The 24646-nt window shown below is 42.2% G+C and carries 23 protein-coding genes and 5 pseudogenes; 27 read left to right on the forward strand and 1 reads right to left on the reverse strand.

The window, feature by feature from the left end; all coding sequences use genetic code 11:
- Positions 1 to 16 precede the first annotated feature (16 nt).
- From ACHUFA_RS00235 to rhaD, 4 genes are all read left to right on the forward strand, one after another.
- Entirely contained in the window at positions 17 to 1366 is a 1350-nt protein-coding gene (locus ACHUFA_RS00235; protein WP_222347170.1) for a PTS galactitol transporter subunit IIC, read from the forward strand.
- Entirely contained in the window at positions 1356 to 1595 is a 240-nt protein-coding gene (locus ACHUFA_RS00240) for a hypothetical protein (protein ID WP_222347169.1), read from the forward strand. Before ACHUFA_RS00235 ends, ACHUFA_RS00240 begins: the two co-directional genes overlap by 11 nt.
- Complete coding sequence (locus ACHUFA_RS00245) at positions 1596 to 2348, forward strand: class II aldolase/adducin family protein (protein WP_222347168.1); 753 nt, start codon at positions 1596 to 1598, stop codon at positions 2346 to 2348.
- A gap of 65 nt (positions 2349 to 2413) precedes the next feature.
- Positions 2414 to 3220, forward strand: a complete 807-nt coding sequence (gene rhaD / locus ACHUFA_RS00250; RefSeq protein WP_394404588.1) for a rhamnulose-1-phosphate aldolase — start codon at positions 2414 to 2416, stop codon at positions 3218 to 3220.
- 172 nt (positions 3221 to 3392) lie between these two features.
- Here the strand turns inward: rhaD and gshAB are convergent, their stop codons facing one another.
- Positions 3393 to 5642: a bifunctional glutamate--cysteine ligase GshA/glutathione synthetase GshB gene (gshAB, locus tag ACHUFA_RS00255; RefSeq protein WP_394404589.1), complete on the reverse strand. Its 2250-nt coding sequence runs from the start codon at positions 5640 to 5642 to the stop codon at positions 3393 to 3395.
- A 353-nt stretch (positions 5643 to 5995) separates the two neighbouring features.
- Between gshAB and ACHUFA_RS00260 the strand changes: the two genes are divergently transcribed.
- From ACHUFA_RS00260 to dnaJ, 23 genes and pseudogenes are all read left to right on the forward strand, one after another.
- Positions 5996 to 7288 carry an adenylosuccinate synthase gene (locus ACHUFA_RS00260; protein WP_222347165.1) on the forward strand — a complete coding sequence of 431 codons (1293 nt, stop codon included), beginning with the start codon at positions 5996 to 5998 and terminating at the stop codon, positions 7286 to 7288.
- A 159-nt stretch (positions 7289 to 7447) separates the two neighbouring features.
- On the forward strand, positions 7448 to 7804 hold the full coding sequence (locus ACHUFA_RS00265; RefSeq protein ID WP_222347164.1) for a DUF2200 domain-containing protein: 357 nt from the start codon (positions 7448 to 7450) through the stop codon (positions 7802 to 7804).
- A gap of 91 nt (positions 7805 to 7895) precedes the next feature.
- Positions 7896 to 8336 (forward strand): annotated as a pseudogene (locus tag ACHUFA_RS00270) (cupin domain-containing protein).
- A 110-nt stretch (positions 8337 to 8446) separates the two neighbouring features.
- Positions 8447 to 8768: pseudogene (locus tag ACHUFA_RS00275) on the forward strand (carboxymuconolactone decarboxylase family protein).
- Positions 8769 to 8870: 102 nt separating this feature from the next.
- Positions 8871 to 9144, forward strand: a pseudogene (locus tag ACHUFA_RS00280) (hypothetical protein); the annotation flags it as partial.
- A gap of 111 nt (positions 9145 to 9255) precedes the next feature.
- Complete coding sequence (gene yajC / locus ACHUFA_RS00285; RefSeq protein ID WP_222347162.1) at positions 9256 to 9576, forward strand: preprotein translocase subunit YajC; 321 nt, start codon at positions 9256 to 9258, stop codon at positions 9574 to 9576.
- 313 nt (positions 9577 to 9889) lie between these two features.
- A complete protein-coding gene (mvk, locus tag ACHUFA_RS00290) occupies positions 9890 to 10813 on the forward strand; it encodes a mevalonate kinase (RefSeq protein WP_394404590.1) in 924 nt (307 codons plus the stop codon).
- Between the two features lies 1 nt (position 10814).
- On the forward strand, positions 10815 to 11843 hold the full coding sequence (mvaD, locus tag ACHUFA_RS00295; RefSeq protein ID WP_222347160.1) for a diphosphomevalonate decarboxylase: 1029 nt from the start codon (positions 10815 to 10817) through the stop codon (positions 11841 to 11843).
- Positions 11840 to 12919 carry a phosphomevalonate kinase gene (locus ACHUFA_RS00300; RefSeq protein ID WP_394404591.1) on the forward strand — a complete coding sequence of 360 codons (1080 nt, stop codon included), beginning with the start codon at positions 11840 to 11842 and terminating at the stop codon, positions 12917 to 12919. Before mvaD ends, ACHUFA_RS00300 begins: the two co-directional genes overlap by 4 nt.
- 9 nt (positions 12920 to 12928) lie before the next feature.
- Positions 12929 to 14029, forward strand: a complete 1101-nt coding sequence (fni, locus tag ACHUFA_RS00305) for a type 2 isopentenyl-diphosphate Delta-isomerase (protein WP_394404592.1) — start codon at positions 12929 to 12931, stop codon at positions 14027 to 14029.
- A gap of 94 nt (positions 14030 to 14123) precedes the next feature.
- Positions 14124 to 14390, forward strand: coding sequence for an ACT domain-containing protein (locus ACHUFA_RS00310; RefSeq protein ID WP_394404593.1), 267 nt, complete (start codon positions 14124 to 14126; stop codon positions 14388 to 14390).
- A 9-nt stretch (positions 14391 to 14399) separates the two neighbouring features.
- Positions 14400 to 15737, forward strand: a complete 1338-nt coding sequence (locus ACHUFA_RS00315; RefSeq protein WP_394404594.1) for a PFL family protein — start codon at positions 14400 to 14402, stop codon at positions 15735 to 15737.
- A 243-nt stretch (positions 15738 to 15980) separates the two neighbouring features.
- Positions 15981 to 16562, forward strand: a pseudogene (locus ACHUFA_RS00320) (M15 family metallopeptidase); the annotation flags it as partial.
- A 65-nt stretch (positions 16563 to 16627) separates the two neighbouring features.
- A complete protein-coding gene (locus ACHUFA_RS00325) occupies positions 16628 to 17209 on the forward strand; it encodes a TlpA family protein disulfide reductase (RefSeq protein WP_394404595.1) in 582 nt (193 codons plus the stop codon).
- An 88-nt stretch (positions 17210 to 17297) separates the two neighbouring features.
- Complete coding sequence (locus ACHUFA_RS00330; RefSeq protein WP_222347153.1) at positions 17298 to 17993, forward strand: histidine phosphatase family protein; 696 nt, start codon at positions 17298 to 17300, stop codon at positions 17991 to 17993.
- Positions 17994 to 18109: 116 nt separating this feature from the next.
- Positions 18110 to 18433 (forward strand): PadR family transcriptional regulator, encoded by a 324-nt coding sequence (locus tag ACHUFA_RS00335; RefSeq protein WP_222347152.1) that lies wholly within the window; start codon positions 18110 to 18112, stop codon positions 18431 to 18433.
- Complete coding sequence (locus ACHUFA_RS00340; protein WP_222347151.1) at positions 18423 to 18689, forward strand: DUF2812 domain-containing protein; 267 nt, start codon at positions 18423 to 18425, stop codon at positions 18687 to 18689. Before ACHUFA_RS00335 ends, ACHUFA_RS00340 begins: the two co-directional genes overlap by 11 nt.
- Positions 18664 to 18726, forward strand: a pseudogene (locus ACHUFA_RS00345) (hypothetical protein); the annotation flags it as partial. The gene ACHUFA_RS00340 and the pseudogene ACHUFA_RS00345, both read left to right, overlap by 26 nt.
- Positions 18727 to 18756: 30 nt before the next feature.
- Positions 18757 to 18957, forward strand: coding sequence for a hypothetical protein (locus tag ACHUFA_RS00350; RefSeq protein ID WP_222383457.1), 201 nt, complete (start codon positions 18757 to 18759; stop codon positions 18955 to 18957).
- Between the two features lie 158 nt (positions 18958 to 19115).
- Complete coding sequence (gene hrcA / locus ACHUFA_RS00355; protein WP_222347150.1) at positions 19116 to 20150, forward strand: heat-inducible transcriptional repressor HrcA; 1035 nt, start codon at positions 19116 to 19118, stop codon at positions 20148 to 20150.
- An 11-nt stretch (positions 20151 to 20161) separates the two neighbouring features.
- Entirely contained in the window at positions 20162 to 20689 is a 528-nt protein-coding gene (gene grpE / locus ACHUFA_RS00360) for a nucleotide exchange factor GrpE (protein ID WP_222347149.1), read from the forward strand.
- A 433-nt stretch (positions 20690 to 21122) separates the two neighbouring features.
- Positions 21123 to 22946 (forward strand): molecular chaperone DnaK, encoded by a 1824-nt coding sequence (gene dnaK, locus ACHUFA_RS00365; protein ID WP_222347148.1) that lies wholly within the window; start codon positions 21123 to 21125, stop codon positions 22944 to 22946.
- Positions 22947 to 23506: 560 nt separating this feature from the next.
- Positions 23507 to 24643, forward strand: a complete 1137-nt coding sequence (dnaJ, locus tag ACHUFA_RS00370) for a molecular chaperone DnaJ (protein ID WP_394404596.1) — start codon at positions 23507 to 23509, stop codon at positions 24641 to 24643.
- Positions 24644 to 24646 lie beyond the last annotated feature (3 nt).

Raw genomic sequence — 24646 nt, forward strand, 5'->3', positions numbered from 1 at the left:
AAAAGGAGAAAAGATTATGGAAATCTTTCAAAATGTTATTCAGTGGGTCTTGGATTTGGGTTCTGCGATTTTTGTTCCGCTGATTATTTTTGTTCTAGGTTTGTTAGTAGGGATGAACTTGAAAAAAGCATTTATCTCTGCCATTACATTAGGTGTTGCCTTTACTGGTATGTCCATGATTATCGGTTTTATGTCCAATGCGGTATCACCTGCCTCAGAAGCACTTGCTCTAAACACAGGAATTTCTCTCCCAGCACTTGACCTAGGTTGGACAGGAGCGGCAAGTATAGTTTGGTCATGGGCATATGCCTTTACTTTCTTTGCGGTACAAATCGTTATTAACGTGGTAATGTTGAGTTTGAATTGGACAAAGACGTTAAATGTGGATATGTGGAATGTATGGGGGAAAGCATTAACAGGTTACCTTGTCTATTATGTAAGTGGTAAGCTTTGGGCTGGTTTCCTTGTGGCGGCTTTGCAAGTTATCCTTGAATTAAAATTAGGGGATATGTTCCAAAAACATATTGAAGATTTAACAGGAATTCCAATGGTTACAGTGACACACTGTATGAATCTTTCAGCAGTATTTATGTTGCCAGTCAATAAAGTGATGGATAAAATTCCATTTCTTAATAAAAAAGCCGATACAAACGCTTTACGTAAAAAATTAGGTATCTTCTCAGAAAATTCTGTTATGGGCTTCATTATCGGTGTCTTACTTGGTTTTGCGGGTGCTTATTCTGTGTCTGCTTCACTGAATTTGGGTATTCAAGTAGCTACTGCGATGGGTCTCTTCCCTATGGTAAGTAAATTGTTCATGCAAGCTCTTTCTCCGTTAGCGGATTCTATGAGCGAATTTATGAAAAAACGCTTTAATGATCGTGAAGTATACATTGGGATGGACTGGCCACTTTTGGCAGGTCGTTCAGAAGTTTGGGTAACATTGATTTTGATGGTACCATTCTTCATTGGTTACTCACTCATCCTACCTGGAAATACAGTGTTGCCAATTGCAGGTGTATTGAACTATTCAATTGCTGTAGGTGGTTTGTTACTTACAGGCGGAAACTTGGCACGTATGATGATCCTTGGTTTGATTTATCTTCCACTCTATCTTTATAGCGCAACTTATTTTGCGCCAATTTTGACAGGACTTGCAAACTCTACTGGAGCTGTGGATGTTGAAAAAGGTAAATTGATTACATGGTCAACCATTGAAGCGCCAGAAATGCGTATTCTATTTGCAGAATTATTCAATGGTAATGTCTTGGCAATTGGAGGGACGGTAATCTTTGTGTTGCTCTTTGTATGGTTGTATAAGACCATGATGACACAAGAAGTTCCGTCAAAACGTTATGAAAATTGATAAAACTTTTTGGATGTTACTTTTATTTGTAGCAATACTTCTATTCCTATTAGGCTTGAATAGTGGAGTCTATCTTTACAATGTACTAGCGATTATTGTCAGCTTTATTGTGTATCGTTACGGGTATAAAGAATTATTTCAAGAATATGATGAACAGCAAAAAGCGAAGCGTGAAACGGCAGAAAAGATTTATTCTGCTTTGAGAGAAGGCAAAAAAGGAGAAAAGTAGATGACTAGTGGAAAAATTATGTTTGAACAAGAACGACGAGCGATGGCAGAAGCTATTGAACTAACTTTTTATCGAAAAAATACCAATACAGCTGGTGGAAATTTCTCTTTTAAAACAACGGATGCTTCAGGAAAAGAGTATATTATCATGACTCCTTCTATGATGTCTGAGGCATATCATGGGAAGGTGAGCGCAGCCCAAGTGTTGGTCATTGATTTTGAGACTAAGGAAGTTGTTGCAGGTGAAGGAAAACCAACTCGTGAGATCAACATGCACTTTGCTTGTTATGAAACAAACCCAGATATCAAGTGTGTTTTTCATGCGCATGCTCCAAATGCTATGTTTTGGGCAACGAGTCATTTAGATATGCCAAATTTATCTGAAGCAACACAAAAGGTAGAATATATTAAGGTGCTAGATTTTGCTCCCAATACAACTCCAGAGCTAGCTGAAATTGTACGACAAGAGTTATTATCTGCTGGCAATAAATTACCAAAAGAGTATCTATTAGATAGCCATGGTATTCTTGTTTTGACACCTGGTGCTGATGGTGAAGAAGCTTTGAATAAAGCTCTACAGATTATTGATACTGTAGAATGGAATGCAGAGATAGCCTATAAACAAACGATCTTTCAAAAATTAGGTCTTTTGGATGGTTATTATTCAAAAGGGCGTAAAATTGGAGATTTGGATGATTTGTTACAAGGTCGTCCAATATGGAACCAAGAGAAAAAAGATGAAGGTCTAGAATAAAAGTAACTGGTGGGAGGATAGGGACAACTATCCTCCTGATTGTTTATAATATGAAAGGAAATGAGATGGTAAAATTTGAAGATTCTCGCATTGTTGCAGAAATATGTGAATTAACATATGATATGTGGCAAAAAGGATGGGATGAATACAATGGTGGCAATGTCAGTTGCATTTTGAGCGATAAGGATTTGGAAGGGTTGGACACAGGACAAGTGTTAAAACAGGTGCCGGTAGCAGATATACCGTCAGTTATGATTGGGAAATATATTATTATCACAGCTTCTGGCAGTCATTTCAGAAATTTAAAAGATCATATTGAAAGAGATTTAGGAGTTGTTCGTATCACAGAGAGTGGTTATGATGTGATTTGGGGATTTGATGAAGAACGTCGCCCAACGAGTGAATTTTATATGCATTTATTAGCGCACGAAGGGCGTCTAGCTCAAGATCCACATCATCGAGTTGTAGTACACAATCATGCGCCGAATGCAGTTGCTTATTCGCTGGTTTCTGAACATAGTGATAAAGAATATACCCTACCTTTGTGGAGGGTGCTGACTGAGAGTATTGTCGTATTCCCAGACGGTGTAGGGATTTTACCGTGGGAGCTACCTGGGACCTTGGAGATCGCCAAAAATTCTGTTGAGAAACTTGTTAATTGTCGTATTGTTGTGTGGGCGTTTCATGGAATCTTAGCAACTGGGAAGGACTTTCAAGATTGTTTTGGTTTGATTGAAACAGTGGATAAGGCTGCTAAGATGTACCTTGATACGATGGCGATTAAACGTTATGAAGGGCTATCTGATGCAGATTTGCTAGCAGTTTGTCGTGCTTTAAGGGTATCTCCACGTGCAGGTTTTTTGGAAGGTTAAAAAGAGAACTTGAGGCAAAAGTCTCAAGTTCTCTAACTTTTGGGGCTATATTAGTTTAATATAGGAATATATAAGTGTACTCCTTCATTAAACTTTTTTTAGTGGTCTTTACAGTTCGAAGCTTTTTAATATGTAATCCTTCTAGATATTACATTGTGATGATGAGAGTGGCCTACATTTCCTCAAACAACTTATCCAAAATCTTCCGTGTCACAATTTGCCCTGGTCCTTCATGGCAGTAGGTGTGCATGTACATGGAAGGGTTGAAGTTGAGTTCGATACAGGTGCAGTTTGGATGTTCCTTGGTGGAAATGAGCTGGCGGTCTGGGATGATGAGGTCTACGCCACATACCCAGGCTCCAATGGCACTTGCCATATCAGCCGCCAATTGCTTATAGCTATCATCCATGAGCTCGGTCATATCAATGGAGTCCCCACCAGTGGAGATATTCGAATTGCCCCGAAGGTCGGCTTTAACACCCGCGGGAAGGATGGTGTCCGGTGTGTAGCCCTGCTGTTGGAGCATGAGTAGTTCAATGTCGCCGAGATTGATGATTTCCAATGGTGAACGATGATCGCGGCCGCGGAGAGGATTTTGATTTTTTTCATCTACCAATTGGCGAATCGTTTGCTTGCCATCGCCTACGACATTGGCTGCGGCGCGCAGGAGCACTGCTTCACATTTTCCATCCAAGACGAAGAAGCGGTACTCGGTGCCTGCGATAAATTCTTCCACCAAGACATTGGAGTCTTCAGCAAAGGCGATATCCAAGGCTTTTTCATAGTCGGCTAGACTGGTAGGTTCTTGGAAAATAGAAATTCCCAGTCCAAAATTAGTGGATTTTGGCTTGACAACAATAGCCTTGTCTGCAACAAAATTGTAGTAGCGAAGCGCCTGGTCTTTGCTTGAAAATTCATTCCCAGCAGGAACAGGAAAACCAGCCTGATCTAAAATTTTCTTAGTAACCGTCTTGTTAGCCATGGCCAAGGGCACCACATAATTATCTTTGGAAGTCATATTGCCGTTTTTGACTAGCTCCACATGATTACCGTGCCAGAGTTTGAGAAACTGGTCGTTTTCATCTAAAATCTCAAAATTCACTCCTTTTTGAATCACATCAATGAGCAGCATTTGGGTGGATAATTCCATGTTTTCATAGCCCTTGAGTGCATAAGGCGCCGTCCAGGCGAATTGGTGGAAATCAGCACCCTGACTGCGACCAAATTTTTCTAAAGAAAGCTGATTAATCTGATTACAGAGCTGACCACCTAAGGTCAATCGAGGATCTGCAACAGCCGCCTTGGCTGTCTCCAGTAACTCTTGATAATAGCTATCCAAGTTGAAGTGTTCCACAATCGCAGTCATAGCACCTAAAATATCTTGAAGAGGTGCCTGTTCAGGTAATTTGTCCAAAGGATGAGCCAGTGCAATGTCATTGTTGAGTTGGCTAGCCCATCTTAATTTTTCATCTACATGGTCTAATTCGGGCATCCAAAGAAGGCTGAGAATAAAGAGATGAACCGTATCTAGCGTTTCTTGGCTGATAGCTAGGTGATCAAAAGGATTGAGGTCGAAGGAGCGGAATTCCAGGTAGCTGATGCCTTTTTCCAGATAATCACGGACGAATTTGCTGCCACGCAAGCGGATAGCGGAGTAGAACTCTTTTTCGGCAGATAATTTTCCAGTGTTGACATAGCCCTCAATATCGGAAATGTAATTTTCCAGACTAGCGAAGGAGACTTGGATATCCTCATGGTTAACGTATCCATAGGAGCTATTGCGCAAAGAGCGAACAGGTTTATCCAAGTCGGTAGCTAAAAATCCTTTTTCTGCAATAGGGGTTGTTCCATAGAGGTAGGTTAAGAACCAACGATAGTAGAGAAAATTCTGTGCTAATTTCAGATAAAGGTCGTTTTTGAAGGTTTTCTCATCTGTGTAGTCACTGAGGGCAAAGAGCTGCGCTGTTAGGTCCTTACCCAACTCCATATTGTAATGAATCCCACTCATGGATTGGAGAAGTTTACCGTAACGTTCGGCTAGATCAAGTCGATACTGGTATTCGACAGGACTTTCCAGAGCGGCAATTTCAATCTCATCTTCTGTGATGTGAGGTGGCATAGACAGGGGCCAGAGGTATTCGTCGTCTTCAAGTGAACGCTGGGTCACATCAGTAATGGCACCTAAAAACCGACGAGCTTCCTGAGTTGAATGGGCAATGGGTGTAATTAATTCCAACTGAGGCTCGCTATAATCTGTTTGAATGTAAGGATGGAAATTCCGTGAACCAAAAGCTGATGGGTGAGCTGTTTGAGCAACTCGGTGCTGGCTATTGATGCGGAGGGATTCTCTTTCCAGTCCAAAGGTAGCTTGTAAAATCGGTAAGTTTGCGGGTGATTTTTGTAAAAGTTGTGAAAGTTTCATGCTTTATTAACCTAACTAAATTCGTTAATTTCATTGTAAACTCTTTGCTTTTGAATGACAAATTTCCGCTACGTTTTGAGAAAAAAGGCTTGAGTCAGTTTGTTCTGTGTGAGATTAGCAAGTGTATAGATTGCTTTAAAAAATAAGCGAGAAAATCCTGTCTTGTTCAGAAATGGCTAAATATTTTCAAAAAACAAATCAAAAGACTGGCTTGTTCACTCTTTTAATGGTCCTATCTTGAAAAATGTTCGTTTTTTTTATAAAATAGATTGTAATGTAAAACTTGCAGGTGCAATTCCTGCCCTAGTTTATCAGGAAAGGATTGGACAGAGTCTCTGTCCAGTATGAAGAATATGACATCAGTAGTAGTTGTAGGTACCCAATGGGGTGATGAAGGTAAAGGTAAAATCACTGACTTCTTGTCAGCTGATGCTGAAGTAATTGCGCGTTACCAAGGTGGTGACAATGCGGGTCACACAATCGTTATCGACGGTAAAAAATTCAAATTGCACTTGATTCCTTCAGGTATTTTCTTCAAAGAAAAAATCTCTGTTATTGGTAACGGTGTGGTTGTTAACCCTAAATCATTAGTTAAAGAATTGGCTTACCTTCATGAAGAAGGCGTGACAACAGATAATCTTCGTATTTCTGACCGTGCCCACGTGATCTTGCCATACCACATCAAATTGGACCAATTGCAAGAAGATGCTAAAGGTGACAACAAAATCGGTACAACTATCAAAGGGATTGGTCCAGCTTACATGGATAAGGCTGCGCGTGTTGGTATCCGTATCGCTGACCTTCTTGACAAAGACATCTTTGCTGAACGTTTGAAAACAAACTTGGCAGAGAAAAACCGTCTCTTCGAAAAAATGTACGATTCAACTCCAATTGAATTTGATGAAATCTTCGAAGAATACTACGAATACGGTCAACAAATTAAACAATATGTGACTGATACATCAGTTATCTTGAACGATGCTCTTGATAATGGCAAACGTGTTCTTTTCGAAGGGGCACAAGGTGTCATGCTTGATATCGACCAAGGAACTTACCCATTCGTAACATCATCTAACCCAGTTGCTGGTGGTGTGACTATCGGTTCAGGTGTCGGACCAAGCAAAATCAATAAGGTTGTTGGGGTATGTAAAGCCTACACTAGCCGTGTTGGTGATGGTCCTTTCCCAACAGAACTCTTTGATGCAACTGGCGACCGAATCCGTGAAATCGGTAAAGAATACGGAACAACAACAGGTCGTCCACGGCGTGTAGGTTGGTTTGACTCAGTTGTGATGCGCCACAGCCGTCGTGTATCAGGGATTACTAACTTGTCACTCAACTCAATTGACGTTTTGTCAGGTCTTGACACTGTTAAAATCTGTGTGGCTTACGACCTTGATGGTGAGCGTATTGACCACTATCCAGCAAGTCTTGAACAATTGAAGCGTTGTAAACCAGTCTACGAAGAACTTCCAGGTTGGTCAGAAGATATCACAGGTTGCCGTAGCCTAGAAGAATTACCAGAAAATGCTCGTAACTATGTTCGCCGTGTTGGTGAATTGGTTGGTGTTCGTATCTCTACTTTCTCAGTAGGTCCAGGTCGCGAACAAACTAACATTCTTGAGTCAGTTTGGGCAAATATCTAATATCCCTAGCTAGGAGAAACGAAGATGTATGATTTCATAGGAATTGGACTGACCTTGACTTGTGTTGGACTCATCATATTTTCTATTTGGGATAAAAAACGTAAGAAATAAGCTAAAAGCCGCGATTTTTCGTGGCTTTTCTACTAGTAAGGAAGAACAATGACACATCGAATTTATCAAATGACTTTCCCATCAGTCTACAAGGCGCTTGTTGCAAAGGTGGAGCGCAAGGGTGGCTCAGAAGCTGATGTTGACGCTGTGACGAGTTGGTTGACAGGTTATTCTTTGGACCAAATTGCAGGGCTGAAACAGTCGGAAACCACCTACGGAGAGTTTATTCAGCAGGGACCAGCCTACACGCCTTATCGTAGTAATATCACTGGAAAAATTTGTGGGGTTCAGATTGAAACTTTGGAAGACCCGATTATGCAGGAGCTGCGCCGTTTGGACAAACTTGTTGATTGGCTTGCAAAAGGGAAGACAGTTGAGCAAGTGATCGGGAAATATGAACAATAAAATGAGGATAGGGTGATTCCTGCTCTCATTTTTTACTTGAATTTCTAGATAAATAGGACTAGAATGATAGCTATAATAAGGAGGGGTTGAGATGAAATACGCAAGCAAAGAAGCTTTTGATAAAGCAAATGTATTTGGTTTTGGGGAAAGTAACGACGCTTTTGCGCAATTCTTCATCGGTTAGTCTTATTTGAATGGGCTTGGTGCGACTGAGGACGGAGCGCTAGCTATTCACAATATCACTTTTGAATCTGGTTGTCGCAACAACTGGCACATCCATACAGCTGACAAGGGTGGCGGTCAAGTCCTCATTTGTACCGCTGGTGAAGGTTGGTACCCAGAAGAAGGCAAGGATGCACTTGAGCTCAAAGAAGGCTCAGTCATTGTCATCCAAGCTAACGTTAAGCGCTGGCACGGTGCCAAGGCTGACTCATGGTTTAGCCACGTCGCCTTCGGTGTCCCTGGTAAAAATACCGATAATGTCTGGCTTGAAGAAGTCTCAGATGAGGATTACCAAGCTCTTAAAGACTAGGAAAAATGGGCTATCGCTAGCTTCTTACAAGAATTGGCGTGGAAGCTATTTACTATTGACAAGTGATGATTTGCTAGCGTTAGCTATTTAATATAGAGGAGGACTTACTCATGACCATTAAACAAACCTCAGGACCGTGACCAACTAGGAGAATTTGCTCCTGATTTTGCCCACTTCAATGATGATATTTTGTTCGGTGAAAACTGGAACAACCAAGATCTGGACCTTAAAACACGTTGCCTTTTGACCGTGACAACCTTGGTTGCTTTAGGTATCACAGACTTTTCTCTCATTTATCACCTTCAAAATGCTAAAAATAATGGGGTAACGAAAGCTGGAATCTCAGCAACCATTACCCATATTGCTTTCTATGCAGGTTGGTCAAAAGCCTGGGCTGCATTCAATCTTGCCAAAGATGTTTGGACAGACTAGTTTTTGGGAAATATCTCACAAAACCTTCTAATAGAGATAACAGCGGCAACATGCTATAATAAAAATAGGTATTGCCGACAAACATGGAAGTAAAGGAATGTTATGAGAAAATATCTCTTTACCCAGTTTGACACATCAAACAGCATCGTTGTCCGTGCTAGTCAGAAAGTCAAAATTGCCAATGTTCTTGCACGTGTGTCTATTCCTGGTGAAAAGCACGAGACCTTGCGGGACCTTTATGGTACGTCGTTTAGAAGAAGAGGAAAAAACGATTGCTATTGGCGTGTGTCTTTACTACAATAATTTTGCCCTCCGTATCGACAATATGCATGGTGATCGGATTGCCCGTGTAGAGATTATTCGCAGTTTACAATAAAGCAGTTCCCTGACAGATTTGTCGGGGAATTCTTTCTTAGTTCGAGAGATGCTTTTGCAATTTTTCTTCAATCTGTTATAATGAAACTATTAAATATTTCGAGGTGTAGGAATGAATCAATTTCTTTTTCCAATGATTATGCTAGCTATGGTTGCTTGGATGTTTTACAGCCAACGGAAGCAACAAAAGAAACAGCAGGAAAAAATGAATGCCATCCAAAAGGGTGACGAAGTGGTAACCATTGGTGGTCTGTACGGTATTGTTGACGAAATTGACGATAAAAAGGTTGTCTTGGACGTTGATGGTGTTTATTTAACCTTTGCTCGTTTTGCTATTCGTGAGCGCGTGACAGAAGCAAAAGTAGCAACAACAAGTCCAGTCGAGACAACTACTGAAACGATTGAAACAGCAGTTGAATCAAATGAAGAGTAAGATTTACTCTTTATTTTTGGGGATATATCACTAATTTAAGATTTCTTTAAGGTTTGTCCAGTATACTAACCATATTCTTTTTCATATATCTCCTGAAAGACAGCTGCAAGGCTGTTTTTCTTTTGCTTATATAGAAATGTGCTCGGTTTAGCAAACTTTAAGTTGATTTACTTATACTTATCTCAATCCTAAAAATTCTTTTCATAACTTTCCTAGAAATCACCTGCCTGTCGGGTGATTTTATTTGTTTTAGAAGTTTTTTTTAGAAAATGGTACAATAGTAAGGATAAGATCTGAGAAAGAAGGTTTTCTTGTGGCAGTTGGAAGAGCAAGTGGCAAGATTATTTTAATGGGAGAACATGCGGTTGTTTATGGGCAACCGGCTATTGCTATGCCTTTTTCTGCGGTAGAAATCATTGCTCAAGTGACTGCTGGAGGACAAGCTTTATCGGTAGCGTGTGATTTTTACGAGGGCTTGGTCCATCAAATGCCCAAGGTTTGGGAGAGTCTCAAGCATGCTATTCGATTTTCTCTCTATCGGATTGGGGCGCCGACGGATCCGGCTATTCATATTGACATTCGTTCCACTATTCCTGCGGAGCGGGGGATGGGGTCCAGTGCAGCGGTAGCAGTTGCAGTTGCGCGAGCCTTATTTGCTTTTTATGAAAAAGAGTTAACCGATGAGGAACTTTGGGATATTGTCCAGTCATCAGAAAAAATTGCCCATGGTAATCCGTCAGGAATCGATGCTCTTACTACTAGCGGAAAATCGCCGATTTACTTTGTTAAGGGACAGACCATTGAGCCTATTTCTTTGGCGGTCAATGCCTATTTGGTGGTAGCTGATACAGGGATAACAGGGAATACACATGAGGCGATTGCAGATGTTGCGAGCTTAGTAGTTGAAAATCTTGAGACTAAAAACTGGATTGAGGAGCTGGGAAGATTGACCCAATACACACGGAAAGTTCTAGGAACGGGGCAAGTTGATGAACTGGGAAATCTCATGAACCAAGCTCAGATCTATCTGCAAAAACTAGGTGTGTCGAATGAGGCCCTGAATCAGTTTGTCCAGTTGGCGAGAGAAAATGGCGCTCTCGGAGCAAAATTAACAGGTGGTGGTCGTGGTGGTTGCATGATTGCCTTGTCCGATAGTCAAGAAAATGCGGAGAAGATTGCAGCCAGCTTGGAACAAGCTGGTGCGCGCCAAACCTGGATACAATTTTTAGGAGAATGATATGACGAAAGCGATTGGACGGGCGCGTGCCCATACCAATATTGCCCTTATTAAGTACTGGGGGAAGAGGGACAAGGAACTCTTTTTGCCCATGAATTCTAGTCTGTCTTTGACGCTAGACGCTTTTTATACGGATACCAAGGTTGTTTTTGACGATGAATTAACAGCGGATTCTTTTTATTTGAACGGAACATTGCAATCTGAAAAAGAAATTTCAAAAATTTCTCGTTTTTTGGATTTGTTTCGCGAATATATAGGTGAGAGCAAATTTGCTCGGGTAGAAAGTTTGAATTTTGTACCGACAGCAGCCGGTTTGGCCAGCTCAGCCTCTGCTTTTGCAGCTCTTGCTTTAGCGACAGCGACAGCCCTTGGCTTGGAAATGAGTCCTGAAGAATTGTCCACCTTTGCCCGTCGTGGCTCAGGTTCTAGCACTCGTAGTCTATTTGGAGGTTTTGTTGAGTGGGATAAGGGCACTTGTTCAGAAGATTCGATGGCTCATCCAGTGGATGATGCTAGTTGGGATATTGGGATGATTATCCTTGCTGTCAATACAGGTCAGAAGAAAATTGCCAGTCGGGTTGGTATGGACCATACAGTGGAAACATCACCATTTTATCAGGCTTGGGTGGAAACAGCAGGAATAGACTTGGAAGCAATCAAAAAAGCCATTGCTGCGCGTGATTTTGAAACAGTTGGTCAGATTACAGAGCATAATGGGATGAAAATGCATGCGACAACCCTGTCTGCCAATCCACCATTTACCTACTTTTCAGCCCAAAGTCTGGAAGCTCAAGAAGCAGTTCGAACTATTCGAGAAGAGACGGGTATTCCAGCCTATATGACCATGGATGCCGGTCCAAATGTGAAGGTGCTTTGCCGTCAATCAGATATGGAAGCTCTAGTGGTGGAATTACAAAAATATCTGCCAGCAGAAAAAATTATTCCTAGTTTGCCAGGGAAGGCAGCCTATGTCTTGACAGAGGAAGATTGGCAAGCTTCTGTGCAAAAATTTGCAGGAGCCTCTCGATGAAAATAGCGGTAAAGGCACCAGGGAAGCTCTATTTAGCTGGTGAATATGCGGTAGTTGAAGCGGGATATCCTGCTCTCATCATGGCAGTTGACCAGTACATTCACGTCACTATTCAAAAAGCAAGTAGGGGTACGATTTTTTCTAGTCAGGATCCTCACTTAGAAGTCCCTTGGATGCGGATGGGCGATCGAATTGTCTGCCAGACAGACCACCCTTATGATTTGGTGGAGTCAGCCATGCAGATTGCTGAAGACTATGTGTCAGCCTTGGGATTGTCGTTGGAGACCGTCTATCAGATATCGATCACTTCTGATTTGGACAATGAAGCAACGGGTCAAAAGTATGGATTAGGCTCATCCGGAGCGATAACAGTTGTAGTGGTGAAGGCTGTGTTGGCTTATTTTAACCAGTTTGCGAATCCGGATTTGATCTACAAACTGGCAGTTCTTGCCCAAATGCGGTTGCAGATGAAGGGGTCTTTTGGGGACATCGCAGCCTCCAGTTTTGGTGGTGTTATCGCTTATCATTCAGTGGATAAGGGTTGGCTTTCAGGGAAAATAGCAGAGCTGTCTCTGCTGGATTTACTTGAAACACCTTGGCAAGGACTGGCTATTGAATCTCTAACCATCCCCCAATCCTTAACCTTGCAAGTAGGCTGGACGGGGGCAGCAGCCTCAACAGACGACTTGGTCAGCTATGTCCAAGACAAGCTTGGTCAAGAAGAACGTGATCTGGCCCACCGTCAATTTTTGTCAGATAGTCGTCAATGTGTTAAAAAGTTGATTCAGGCTTGCAGAGAAGATGATACAAATCAGTTCAAACAAGGGATTTCAGACAACCGCCAATTGCTCAGACAATTTTCAAAAGATATGGGAATGAAGATTGAGACAGAGAGGTTGGAAAAGCTTTGCCAAATCGCTGAAGAAAATGGCCTTGCTGCTAAATCATCCGGAGCTGGTGGAGGAGATTGCGGGATTTGTTTCATAGAAAATGACCAACAAAGAGAAGTAATTACAACTGCATGGGCACGGGAACAAATTCAAGTGTTGCCCCTATCAATCGCCGAAAGGCAATAAGGAGAAAAAATGTTTATTTACGACTATTACGCAAATAGAAAAGACCAACATTTGGATTTGGCTCGTCACCAATACAATGCAGAGACTGCCCGGGATTTTGAAGAAGCACGCTTTGTCCACCAGTCTTTGCCTGAGATGAGCGTAGAAGATGTGGATATTTCCACTACCGTTGCAGGGATTGAATTCCCTACCCCTTACTATATCAATGCCATGACAGGCGGAACTGAAAAGACAGGGGAAATCAACCAAACAATTGGGATTTTGTCTTGCTTGACGAAGACGCCGGTAGCATCAGGTTCAGTTAGCGCAGCTATCAAGGATCCAGAAGTGGCTAAGACTTTTTCTGTGTTGCGTTTTGAAAATCCGAAAGGAATTATTTTTGCTAACCTTGGCGCACATCATGATGTGGAAAATGCCAAGCGAGCTGTAGATTTACTAGAAGCCAATGCTTTGCAGATTCACCTCAACGCACCGCAAGAAATTGTCATGCCCGAAGGAGACCGAGACTTTTCTATGTGGCTCAGCAATATCGAGAATATTGTGCGAGAAATTGAAGTCCCTGTCATTGTTAAGGAAGTTGGTTTTGGGATGAGCCGTGAAACAGTTGAGCAGTTGACTTCTATTGGAGTTCAAACCGTTGATGTGTCTGGTACTGGTGGGACAGACTTTGTCAAAATTGAAAGTGCCCGTCGCATTCTTGATTCCTATGATTTCTTGGAAGGTTGGGGGAATTCAACAGTGGTTTCCTTGGTAGAAGTGATGAATATGCCTCAAGAACTTCGCCCGCAGGTATTGGCGTCTGGTGGGGTCAAAAACCCTCTGGATATTATTAAGGCCCTTTCGCTTGGAGCGGATGCAGTCGGCTTATCAAATCGATTCTTGCAAATTTTTACATCAAATCGTGGTCTGGAGCCAGCCCTTAGTGAGCTCAATGATTTTAAGACCTATACTCGTGAAATCATGACCTTATTGGGTGCTCGGAATGTGGTTGAGCTTCGTCAGAAAGATATCATTCTTGGTGCCAATGTGCAGCGTTGGTGTGAAGCTAGAGGGATTGATTGGAAACAATATGCAAATCGCTCTGCAAAATTCAAAAATGTTCGTCAATAATATAGAAAGGGAAGATTATTTCCCTTTTTCTTTATTTTTAATATCCTAACCCCTATATTTATGATAAAATGATAAAAATCAAAGGAGCATACAGATGAAAGCAATTGTAACCGTTGTTGGAGAAGACAGTAAAGGAATTGTTGCAGGAGTAGCCGGTAAGCTAGCTGAACTGGATTTGAATATCGACGATATTTCACAGACTGTTTTGGATGAATACTTTACCATGACGGCTGTGGTATCAAGCAGTGAGAAAAAGGACTTTAGTTTCTTGCGTTCAAAATTAGAAGCCTTTGGTGTGACGCTTAATGTAAAAATTAATATCCAGTCTGTTGCCATTTTTGACGCTATGTACAATATCTAGGAGGTCGGTATGGATATTAGACAAGTTACTGAAACGATCGCGATGATTGAGGAGCAAAATTTCGATATTCGTACGATTACCATGGGGATTTCGCTTCTGGACTGTATCGATCCGGATATTGATCGTGCTGCTGAAAAGGTTTATGAGAAAGTAGTTTCTAAGGCTAAGAATTTGGTAGCGATTGGAGATGAGATTGCGGCTGAGTTAGGTATTCCAATTGTTAATAAGCGTGTGTCTGTGACGCCGATTGCCTTGATTGGTGCAGCAACGGATGCGACTGATTATGTGCCCTTGGCGAAGGCTCTGGATAAGGCTGCGCACGAAATTGGTGTGGACTTTATTGGTGGCTTTTCTGCTTTGGTTCAAAAGGGCTACCAAAAGGGTGATGAAATCCTCATTAACTCTATTCCTCAGGCTTTAGCTCAAACAGCTAAGGTGTGCTCATCAGTGAATATCGGTTCAACCAAGTCAGGCATTAACATGACCGCAGTTCGTGATATGGGACGAATTATCAAGGAAACTGCGGAAGTATCGGATATGGGGGCTGCTAAATTAGTGGTCTTTGCTAATGCCGTTGAGGATAATCCTTTTATGGCGGGAGCCTTCCATGGTGTTGGTGAAGCGGATGTGGTGATCAATGTCGGCGTTTCTGGTCCTGGTGTGGTCAAGCGTGCTCTAGAAAAAGTACGTGGTGAAAGTTTTGATGTAGTAGCTGAGACAGTTAAGAAAACAGCCTTCAAGATTACTCGTATTGGTCAGTTGGTTGGTCAAATGGCTTCAGAGCGTTTAGGGATTAAATTCGGTATTGTAGACTTATCTTTGGCTCCGACGCCTGCTGTTGGAGACTCTGTTGCCCGTGTGCTAGAAGAGATGGGCCTTGAAATGGTCGGTACCCATGGTACGACAGCAGCGCTAGCCTTGTTGAACGATGCTGTGAAAAAAGGTGGTGTCATGGCCTGCAATCAGGTTGGTGGTTTGTCTGGAGCCTTCATTCCTGTGTCTGAGGATGAGGGGATGATTGCAGCGGTGCAAAGTGGTTCGCTTAATCTCGAAAAACTAGAAGCCATGACGGCGATTTGTTCAGTTGGTCTGGATATGATTGCTATTCCAGCAGATACGCCGTATGAGACCATTGCTGCAATGATTGCGGATGAGGCAGCTATCGGAGTTATCAATCAAAAGACGACTGCGGTTCGGATTATTCCTAAGGGGAAAGAGGGAGATATGATTGAGTTCGGTGGCTTGCTTGGCACAGCTCCAGTCATGTCTGTTAACAAGAATTCCTCGGCTGACTTCATTGCTCGCGGTGGTCAAATCCCAGCACCGATTCATAGCTTTAAAAATTAGATGTTAGGAGACTGGCTTTGCCGGTCTTTTTCTGCTGTGCTGGGTGGATTTTGATATAATAGAAGAAAATGAATTTTGGGGGATAGGATGAAAAATAAGTTTTATCAAGTTTTTTGTCTCGCGGTACTTTTGCTTTTAACGGTGTCGGCCATGCTTGTTGTCGTGACAGATAAAAGGTCCAGTCGACAGATAACGACTACGATAAAAACAAGTCGTTCGTCCTCAGCGGAGAAAAAACGGAATGTACCAAATGTATCTTCTACAGATTGGGAATTGATTTTAGTGAATCGAGATCATATTCATGCTGAAATGAATCCTCAGTTGACAGAAGTAGCAGGTATATCCGTAGATAGTCGGATTGCTGAAAATGTTCAGAGTTTTTTAGCAGCAGCGCAAGCGATTGACCCAAATGAACACCTTATTTCAGGCTACCGTAGCTTTGCCTATCAAGAAGAAATTTACGCTTCTTATATCCAGCAAGAAATGGCAGCTGACCCTAGCCTCAGTCAAGTAGCGGCTGAAGCCAAGGTGCAGACCTATTCGCAACCAGCTGGAGCCAGTGAGCATATGACGGGCCTAGCCATTGACATGAGTACGGTTGATACGCTTAATGAAAGTGATCCAGCGGTGGTTGCTAAAGTGCAAGCAATAGCCTCGGAATATGGTTTTGTTCTTCGTTTTCAAGGGGAGAAAACCAGTTCGACAGGTATTGGCTACGAAGATTGGCATTATCGTTATGTAGGAGTGACGTCGGCTAAATACATGACAGAACACAATTTGAGTTTAGAAGAATATTTGGAACTCCTTCAACAAAATAGTAAATAAACAAACCAATATAAAGACGTCTTTGTCTGAGTATGCTATAATAGTTTCTCAGAATGGAGGAAATTATGAAAATCAAGTATTGGATTTTGACCCTATTGGCAGGACTTGCCCTTGTTGGGGGTGTTTACTTTTTGGTGAAAGATTCTGGTCTGTCTACAACAAGCACGACAACCTCTTCTTCAAACAAGAATGACGGTGTCCAAAAAGAAGTGACAGATGAGATTCGTACGAATATCAAGACCATGTCTTTTGCGGATAAAGAGGATAAAAAAGTAGATTTTTCAAGTTTGCAATCATCTGATAAACCAACTTTTGTCATGTTTTGGGCAAGTTGGTGTCCAGATTGCCAAGCACAATTGCCAATCATTGATAAGATGTATAAGAAATACAAGGATGATGTCAATTTTGTTATGGTCAATGTGGTAGATGGTAGCCGTGAAAAATTGGGAGCTGGTCAGAAATATTTTTCGGACAAAGGTTATGATTTTGCTTATTATTATGACAATCATCTAGTTGCAGCAGATTCTGTTAGCGTCGAATACATCCCAACTATGTATATTTTGGATAAAGAAGGCAATATCCAATTTGCCTATGAAGTCAACCAATCACAAAAACAATTGGAATCAAACTTCAAATCTGTTATCTAAGGTCAATCGTCTCGATAAGAGGCGATTTTTTGTCAATTGAAATGGTTTTTCGTGCTATAATGGTATAAGGATATATCGGAGGAACATTATGACAGAGACAAAATTGTACATTTCCCGTCATGGGAAGACTATGTTTAATACGATTGGTCGTATTCAAGGTTGGGCAGATACTCCTTTGACCAAGGTAGGTGAAGAAGGTATTCGTGAATTGGGCTTGGGCTTGAAAGATGCTGGTTTGAAATTTAAGCTGGCGGTGTCCAGTGACTTGGGACGGACGGTTCAGACCATCACGATTGCCCAGCGTGAGCTAGGCATTTTGGGACAGATTCCTTATTATCAAGACAAACGCATTCGTGAGTGGTGTTTTGGCAGCTTTGAAGGCATGTATGATGTCGAACTTTTCAGTGGTGTCTTGCCACGGATCAATGGCATCGTTGAAGCGAACAAGATGGACTTTGAGCAAATCTGTAATGGTGTCTATGAAGCGGACACGGCTAACTGGGCGGAAACTTGGGGCCAGCTAAGTGGTCGTATCTTGGACGGATTTACCTCCATTGCGGAAAATTTGGAAAAACAGGGTGGAGGAAATGCCTTGGTGGTCAGCCACGGTATGACCATTGCGACCTTGGTAGATCTTTTAGAACCAGAACGTCCAACTAATCTTTCTTTGGACAATGGCTCTATCACAGTGCTCAACTATAAAGATGGAAAACTTCACATTGAAGCAGTTGGGGATATGTCTTATCGTCACCGTGGTGCAGAAATCATTGCAGCGGATAAATAAGTTAGGGGAATGCGAAAGCATTCTTTTCTTTTTTAAAAATCTTGACAAATGTATCGTAGTGAGATATGTTGTATATAGAGGTTCGATACATCGAGGTGATATAGTAAGGAGTTGCAATGAATGAAAAATTAAAACGAGTCTATGTTCCTATGACAGAAACGGCTTTCTATATTTTGTTTGCCTTGCAGGAGGAAAATCATGGCTATGATATCACTCAGAAGACCAAGCAACTGACGTCAGGACAAGTAGTGATTAGCCCAGGGACCATGTACGGAACCCTGTCTAAAATGGAAAAAGATGGATTGATTCGCTTTGTCCGTGAAGAAAATAAGCGAAAAATTTACCGGATAACAGACTTGGGTAGAGAGTTCTTGAATTTCGAGTTGGCGCGGATTGAACGCTTGTACAAAAATAGCAGGGGAGAAAATGATGGAAACTAAGAAAGAAATCAAAATCTTTACATTTGTGGACTATGATCGGGAAGAGGATTATCTTCGTCTCATGCACGAGGCAGGTTGGAAGTTGACGGAAGTAAAGCTGTGGAACTATTACTTTGAAAAAAGTAGAGCCAGAGGATGTGGTTTACAAGTTGGATTATCGTCGAGAACAGCCGGCAAAAGAGACCTATGTGTAACTGTTTGCGGACTATGGTTGGAAATATCTGCAAGATATCAATGGCTTTTCTTATTTTCGTAAGTCGGTAGCTGATTTTGAAGAAGGTGAAGAACAAGAGCTTTTTAGCGATACTGAGTCTAAATTAGATATGGTCGAGCGTGTGGCAGCGTCTATTCTTGGCTTGCAAGTCATTCTTCTTTTCTTAAATTTTAATAATTTGATGCTGAATGGTAATTTGGCTCATCTAGGTCTAAAATGGCCGATTATGGTAATTGTTATTTTCACGCTGATGGTCTTGGTTTATATACTGGTAGGCTATTTCCGTCTCTTAAGAAATTATAAAAACTAGGTCCTCGGACTGATTTTTAGCACTCTTGTGCCAAGAGTGCTAATTTTTTGGCTTTTTGTCTTGACAATGCATTTTTTAGGAGTATAATGAAATCATAGACTTAGCACTCGGTAACAGAGAGTGCTAATGATTGCTAAATCTGGAAAGGAAGTGGTGGTGTGCTAACCCAGCGTCAAAATGATATTTTGAATTTGATTGTGGACTTGTTCACACGCTACCATGATCCAGTTGGGTCCAAGACCCTGCAGGAAGTGATTGCTTCATCTAGCGCGACCATTCGAAATGATATGGCCAAGTTAGAGAAGTTGGGCTTGTTAGAAAAGGCTCATACGTCATCGGGACGTCTCCCCAGTCGTGCAGGTTTTCAATACTTTGTCACCCATTCTCTCAATCGTGAATTGATTGATGAAGAGGATATCTATCAAGTGATGAAGGCTTTTGATTTTGAAGCCTTTCGCTTGGAGGATATCTTGGAACGGGCTAGCCAGCTTTTGGCTGACTTGACAGGTTTTACCTCTGTCTTACTGGATGTGGAGCCCAGACACCAGCGTCTGACTTCTTTTGATATCGTACAGCTTAGTAGCCACGATGCTTTGGCAGTTTTGACTCTGGATGGATCGAAGCCGGTGACAGCTCAGTTTGCCATTCCTAAAAATTTTCTTAGCCGTGATTTGTTGATTTTCAAGCAACTGGTTGATGAACGATTTTGCGGGCAAACGGTTCTGGATATCCATTATCGTCTGCGGACAGAAATTCCTCAAGTGGTGCAGAAATATTTCACAACGACAGACAATGTGCTGGATCTTATGGATTATATCTTTGCAAATCTCTTTGAGGAAACCGTCTTCATCGCAGGAAAGGTTGCTTCGCTTAATTATGGCGGGCTTGCGACTTATCAATTTTTGGATAATGAACAAGCGGTGGCGCTCAGTTTGCGAAATGGTCTGACAGAAGATGAACCGACAAAGATTTGGGTTGGCGACCATGCGGAAGCAGCCTTGCAGGACTTGACAGTTATCCAGCACCAATTTCCAATCCCTTATAGAGGGATGGCTCAGTTGAGTTTGATTGGTCCAGTTGATATGGATTACCGTAGACAGATGAGTCTCATCAACATCATCAGTCGCGTACTCTTTCTGAAGTTGGGAGACTATTATCGTTATCTCAATAGCAATCATTATGAAGTACATTAAAGGAGGCCCTTGTGTCAGAAGATATTAAAAAAGAAGAAGTGACTGAGGAAGTGGAAGCAGCTGAAGAAGTTGTCGAAACAACTGAAGAAACTCCTGAAAAATCAGAATTGGAAGTAGCTTTGGAAAAAGCAGAGGATTTTGAAAATAAATACCTCCGAGCTCATGCAGAAATGCAAAATATCCAACGCCGCGCAAATGAAGAACGTCAGCAATTGCAGCGCTACCGTTCACAAGATTTGGCCAAAAAAATCTTGCCAAGTTTGGACAACTTAGAGCGTGCTCTTGCAGTTGAAGCCTTGACAGACGATGTCAAAAAAGGCTTAGAAATGGTACAGGAAAGCTTGATTCAAGCCCTAAAAGAGGAGGGAATCGAAGAAGTCTCAACAGAAGGTAACTTCGACCATAACTTCCACATGGCGATTCAGACAGTACCTGCGGATGACGACCACCCAGCAGATACCATCGCACAAGTCTTCCAAAAGGGCTACAAACTCCACGAACGCGTCCTCAGACCAGCTATGGTGGTGGTGTATAACTGATTTTATGCTTTTCTGAAAAAGTATAAAAAATTAATCTGTCCGTAATGACAGAAAACTAATTGAAAATAGTAATAAAAATAGATAAGGTACCTTTGGTGCCCTACGGACGAATGAAATGAGTCCTAACCAATATTTTCTACTGTGGTGAAAACCCCGTTACATGTTGTAACACAAAAAAGATAAAGAGCGTAAGCTTTCATAAAATAGAAAAGCTTATGCAACCCCCAGATTGCTGCCGTGGTGAATTTGCGGAACTTTTGAGACTTTGGCTCAAAAGTTAGCTCTAAAAATTCGCTAGATAAAGCTCTTGGGAAGGCGTTGGTATCTAAAAGATAACAACAAGCCTTGCCTAGAGATTGACGAAGCGAAGTTAAGAGCGACGCCACCACTTAAAGCAATGTGGAAAAAAGAAATTAAAATAGAGGTAAAAAACATGTCTAAAATTATCGGTATTGACTTAGGTACAACAAACTCAGCAGTTGCAGTTCTTGAAGGAACTGAATCAAAAATCATTGCAAACCCAGAAGGAAACCGTACAACTCCGTCTGTTGTGTCTTTCAAAAATGGTGAAATCATCGTTGGTGATGCGGCAAAACGCCAAGCAGTAACCAACCCAGATACCATCATCTCTATCAAATCAAAAATGGGAACTTCTGAAAAAGTTTCAGCAAACGGTAAAGAATACACACCGCAAGAAATCTCAGCTATGATTCTTCAATATTTGAAAGGCTACGCTGAAGAGTACCTTGGTGAAAAAGTAACTAAAGCTGTTATCACTGTTCCTGCATATTTTAACGATGCCCAACGTCAAGCAACCAAGGACGCTGGTAAAATCGCTGGTCTTGAAGTAGAACGTATCGTCAACGAACCAACTGCAGCAGCTCTTGCTTATGGTTTGGACAAGACTGACAAAGATGAGAAAATCTTGGTGTTCGACCTTGGTGGCGGTACTTTCGACGTATCTATCCTTGAGCTCGGTGACGGTGTCTTTGACGTACTTGCAACAGCAGGTGACAACAAGCTCGGTGGTGACGACTTTGACCAAAAGATCATCGACCACATGGTAGCTGAATTCAAGAAAGAAAACGGAATCGACTTGTCAGCTGACAAGATGGCCCTTCAACGTTTGAAGGATGCGGCTGAAAAAGCGAAGAAAGACCTTTCAGGTGTGACTTCAACTCAAATCAGCTTGCCGTTCATCACTGCTGGTGCAGCAGGTCCGCTTCACTTGGAAATGACATTGACACGTGCCAAATTCGACGAATTGACTTACGACCTTGTAGAACGTACAAAAGTTCCTGTTCGTCAAGCCCTTTCAGATGCAGGACTCAGCTTGTCAGAAATCGATGAAGTTATCCTTGTCGGCGGTTCAACTCGTATCCCAGCCGTTGTGGAAGCTGTAAAAGCTGAAACTGGTAAAGAGCCAAACAAATCTGTTAACCCTGACGAAGTGGTTGCCATGGGTGCAGCAATCCAAGGTGGTGTCATCACTGGTGATGTTAAAGACGTTGTCCTTCTTGATGTAACCCCATTGTCACTTGGTATCGAAACAATGGGTGGTGTATTCACAAAACTCATCGACCGCAACACGACTATCCCAACTTCTAAATCACAAGTTTTCTCAACTGCTGCAGACAATCAGCCAGCTGTTGACATCCACGTGCTTCAAGGTGAGCGTCCAATGGCAGCGGACAACAAGACTCTTGGTCGCTTCCAATTGACTGACATCCCTGCAGCACCTCGTGGTATTCCACAAATCGAAGTAACATTCGACATCGACAAGAACGGTATCGTTTCTGTAAAAGCCAAAGATCTTGGTACGCAAAAAGAACAAACAATCGTTATCCAGTCTAACTCAGGTTTGACAGATGAAGAAATCGACCGCATGATGAAAGATGCAGAAGCAAACGCGGAAGCAGATAAGAAACGTAAGGAAGAAGTGGACCTTCGTAACGATGTGGACCAAGCAATCTTTGCGACTGAGAAAACTCTCAAAGAAACTGAAGGTAAAGGCTTCGACGCAGAACGCGACCAAGCTCAAGCAGCTCTTGACGAGTTGAAAGCAGCCCAAGAAGCTGGTAACTTGGACGATATGAAAGCAAAACTTGAAAACCTCAACGAAAAAGCACAAGCTTTGGCAGTTAAACTCTACGAACAAGCTGCCGCCGCACAACAAGCCCAAGCAAGTGCAGAAGGCGCTGCAAATGCAAACTCAGCAGACGATGACATCATTGACGGCGAGTTTACAGAAAAATAAGACACTAAACTCAATGGTCACTAAAGTGACTCATTGAGTAACGCTTCTTACTATTTTGTGAGAAGCTAAGTGCCTTACTAATTCGTCAGCAAAATAGTATTGATTTTGCTTCCTCGTGTCGTAACTGGTAAGAGGAAATCAAAATTTAAATAGGCGGGGCGCCTCGCTCCGCCTGTTTTGTCAATAAAAGACAGATGCGACCAAAGGTTGCCAACGTTGCCAACACGAATGGTTTTCGCCGTGGTGAAAAGACCAATGAGAATCATTGGTCAGGGGAAATAGCAAGCCTCTAGGCTTGCTGTTTAGCAATGCTCTTACAGTCTGGGGGATTGTAAGAGGTTGGGAATAGGAAACGCAGTGTTTTTCACATTCGTCCAACGGTGGTCGCTTGCGCCCCATCACTCAAGGCACTTATCAACAAGTGTATCTCCAGACATAGAAATTTGAAAGGAATTGAACCCGCCCTAAAGGCCGTGTGAAAAAGATGGATCACCTAGAAAATTAGGATTTTCTGTTGATTCCCTATTTTCACTTTGCCTTTTACGGGCTTGGTATCTTATATGAACAATACAGAATATTATGATCGTCTTGGGGTGTTAAAAGATGCTTCCCAGGATGAAATTAAACGGGCTTACCGTAAGATGTCTAAGAAATACCATCCAGACATCAATAAAGAGGAAGGTGCTGAGCAAAAATATAAGGACGTCCAAGAGGCTTACGAGACACTGAGTGATGCCCAAAAACGTGCAGCCTATGACCAGTATGGCCCTACAGGAGCTAATGGTGGCTTCGGTGGAGGCGCAGGAGGATTTGGTGGCTTTGACGGAGCTGGTTTTGGTGGCTTTGAAGATATCTTCTCTAGCTTCTTTGGTGGTGGAGGCGCTAGCCGTAATCCGAACGCTCCGCGTCAAGGTGATAACTTAACTTATGGCTTGGAAATTACCTTTGAAGAAGCGATTTTTGGGACAGAAAAAGAAGTCAAATACTACCGTGAAGCAACCTGTCATACTTGTACGGGTTCGGGTGCAAAACCAGGTACTAGCCCTGTAACATGTGGTCGTTGCCACGGTACGGGGACAATCAACGTGGATACCCATACGCCACTGGGTACCATGCGTCGTCAAATGACTTGTGATGTCTGTCACGGTCGTGGAAAAGAAATCAAGGATCCATGTCAAACTTGTCACGGAACAGGTCATGAAAAACAAGCACACAAAGTCCCTGTTAAGGTTCCTCCTGGTGTGGAAACAGGTCAAAAAATCCGCTTAGCAGGTCAAGGTGAGGCTGGTTTCAACGGTGGTCCGTACGGAGATCTTCATGTCGTTATTCAGGTGCAGGCTTCTGACAAATTTGAACGTCAAGGGACAAGTATTTATTACAGTCTCAACCTCAATTTTGTTCAAGCAGCGCTTGGTGATACAGTCCATGTCCCAACTGTTCATGGCGATGTGGACTTGGTTATTCCAGAAGGGACGCAGACTGGTAAAACTTTCCGTCTCAAAGGTAAGGGGGCGCCAAGTCTCCGTGGAAATGGTATTGGAGACCAATATGTCACTGTTAATGTGGTGACCCCAACCAACTTAAACGATAAGCAAAAAGAAGCTCTTCGAGACTTTGCGGCAGCAGGCAATATTTCCATTAACCCGCAGAAAAAAGGCTTTTTTGACAAAGTGAAGGATGCTTTCGAAGATTTATAAAAT

The sequence above is a fragment of the Streptococcus hepaticus genome, assembly GCF_043656315.1.
GTDB classification, from domain to species: Bacteria; Bacillota; Bacilli; order Lactobacillales; family Streptococcaceae; genus Streptococcus; species Streptococcus hepaticus.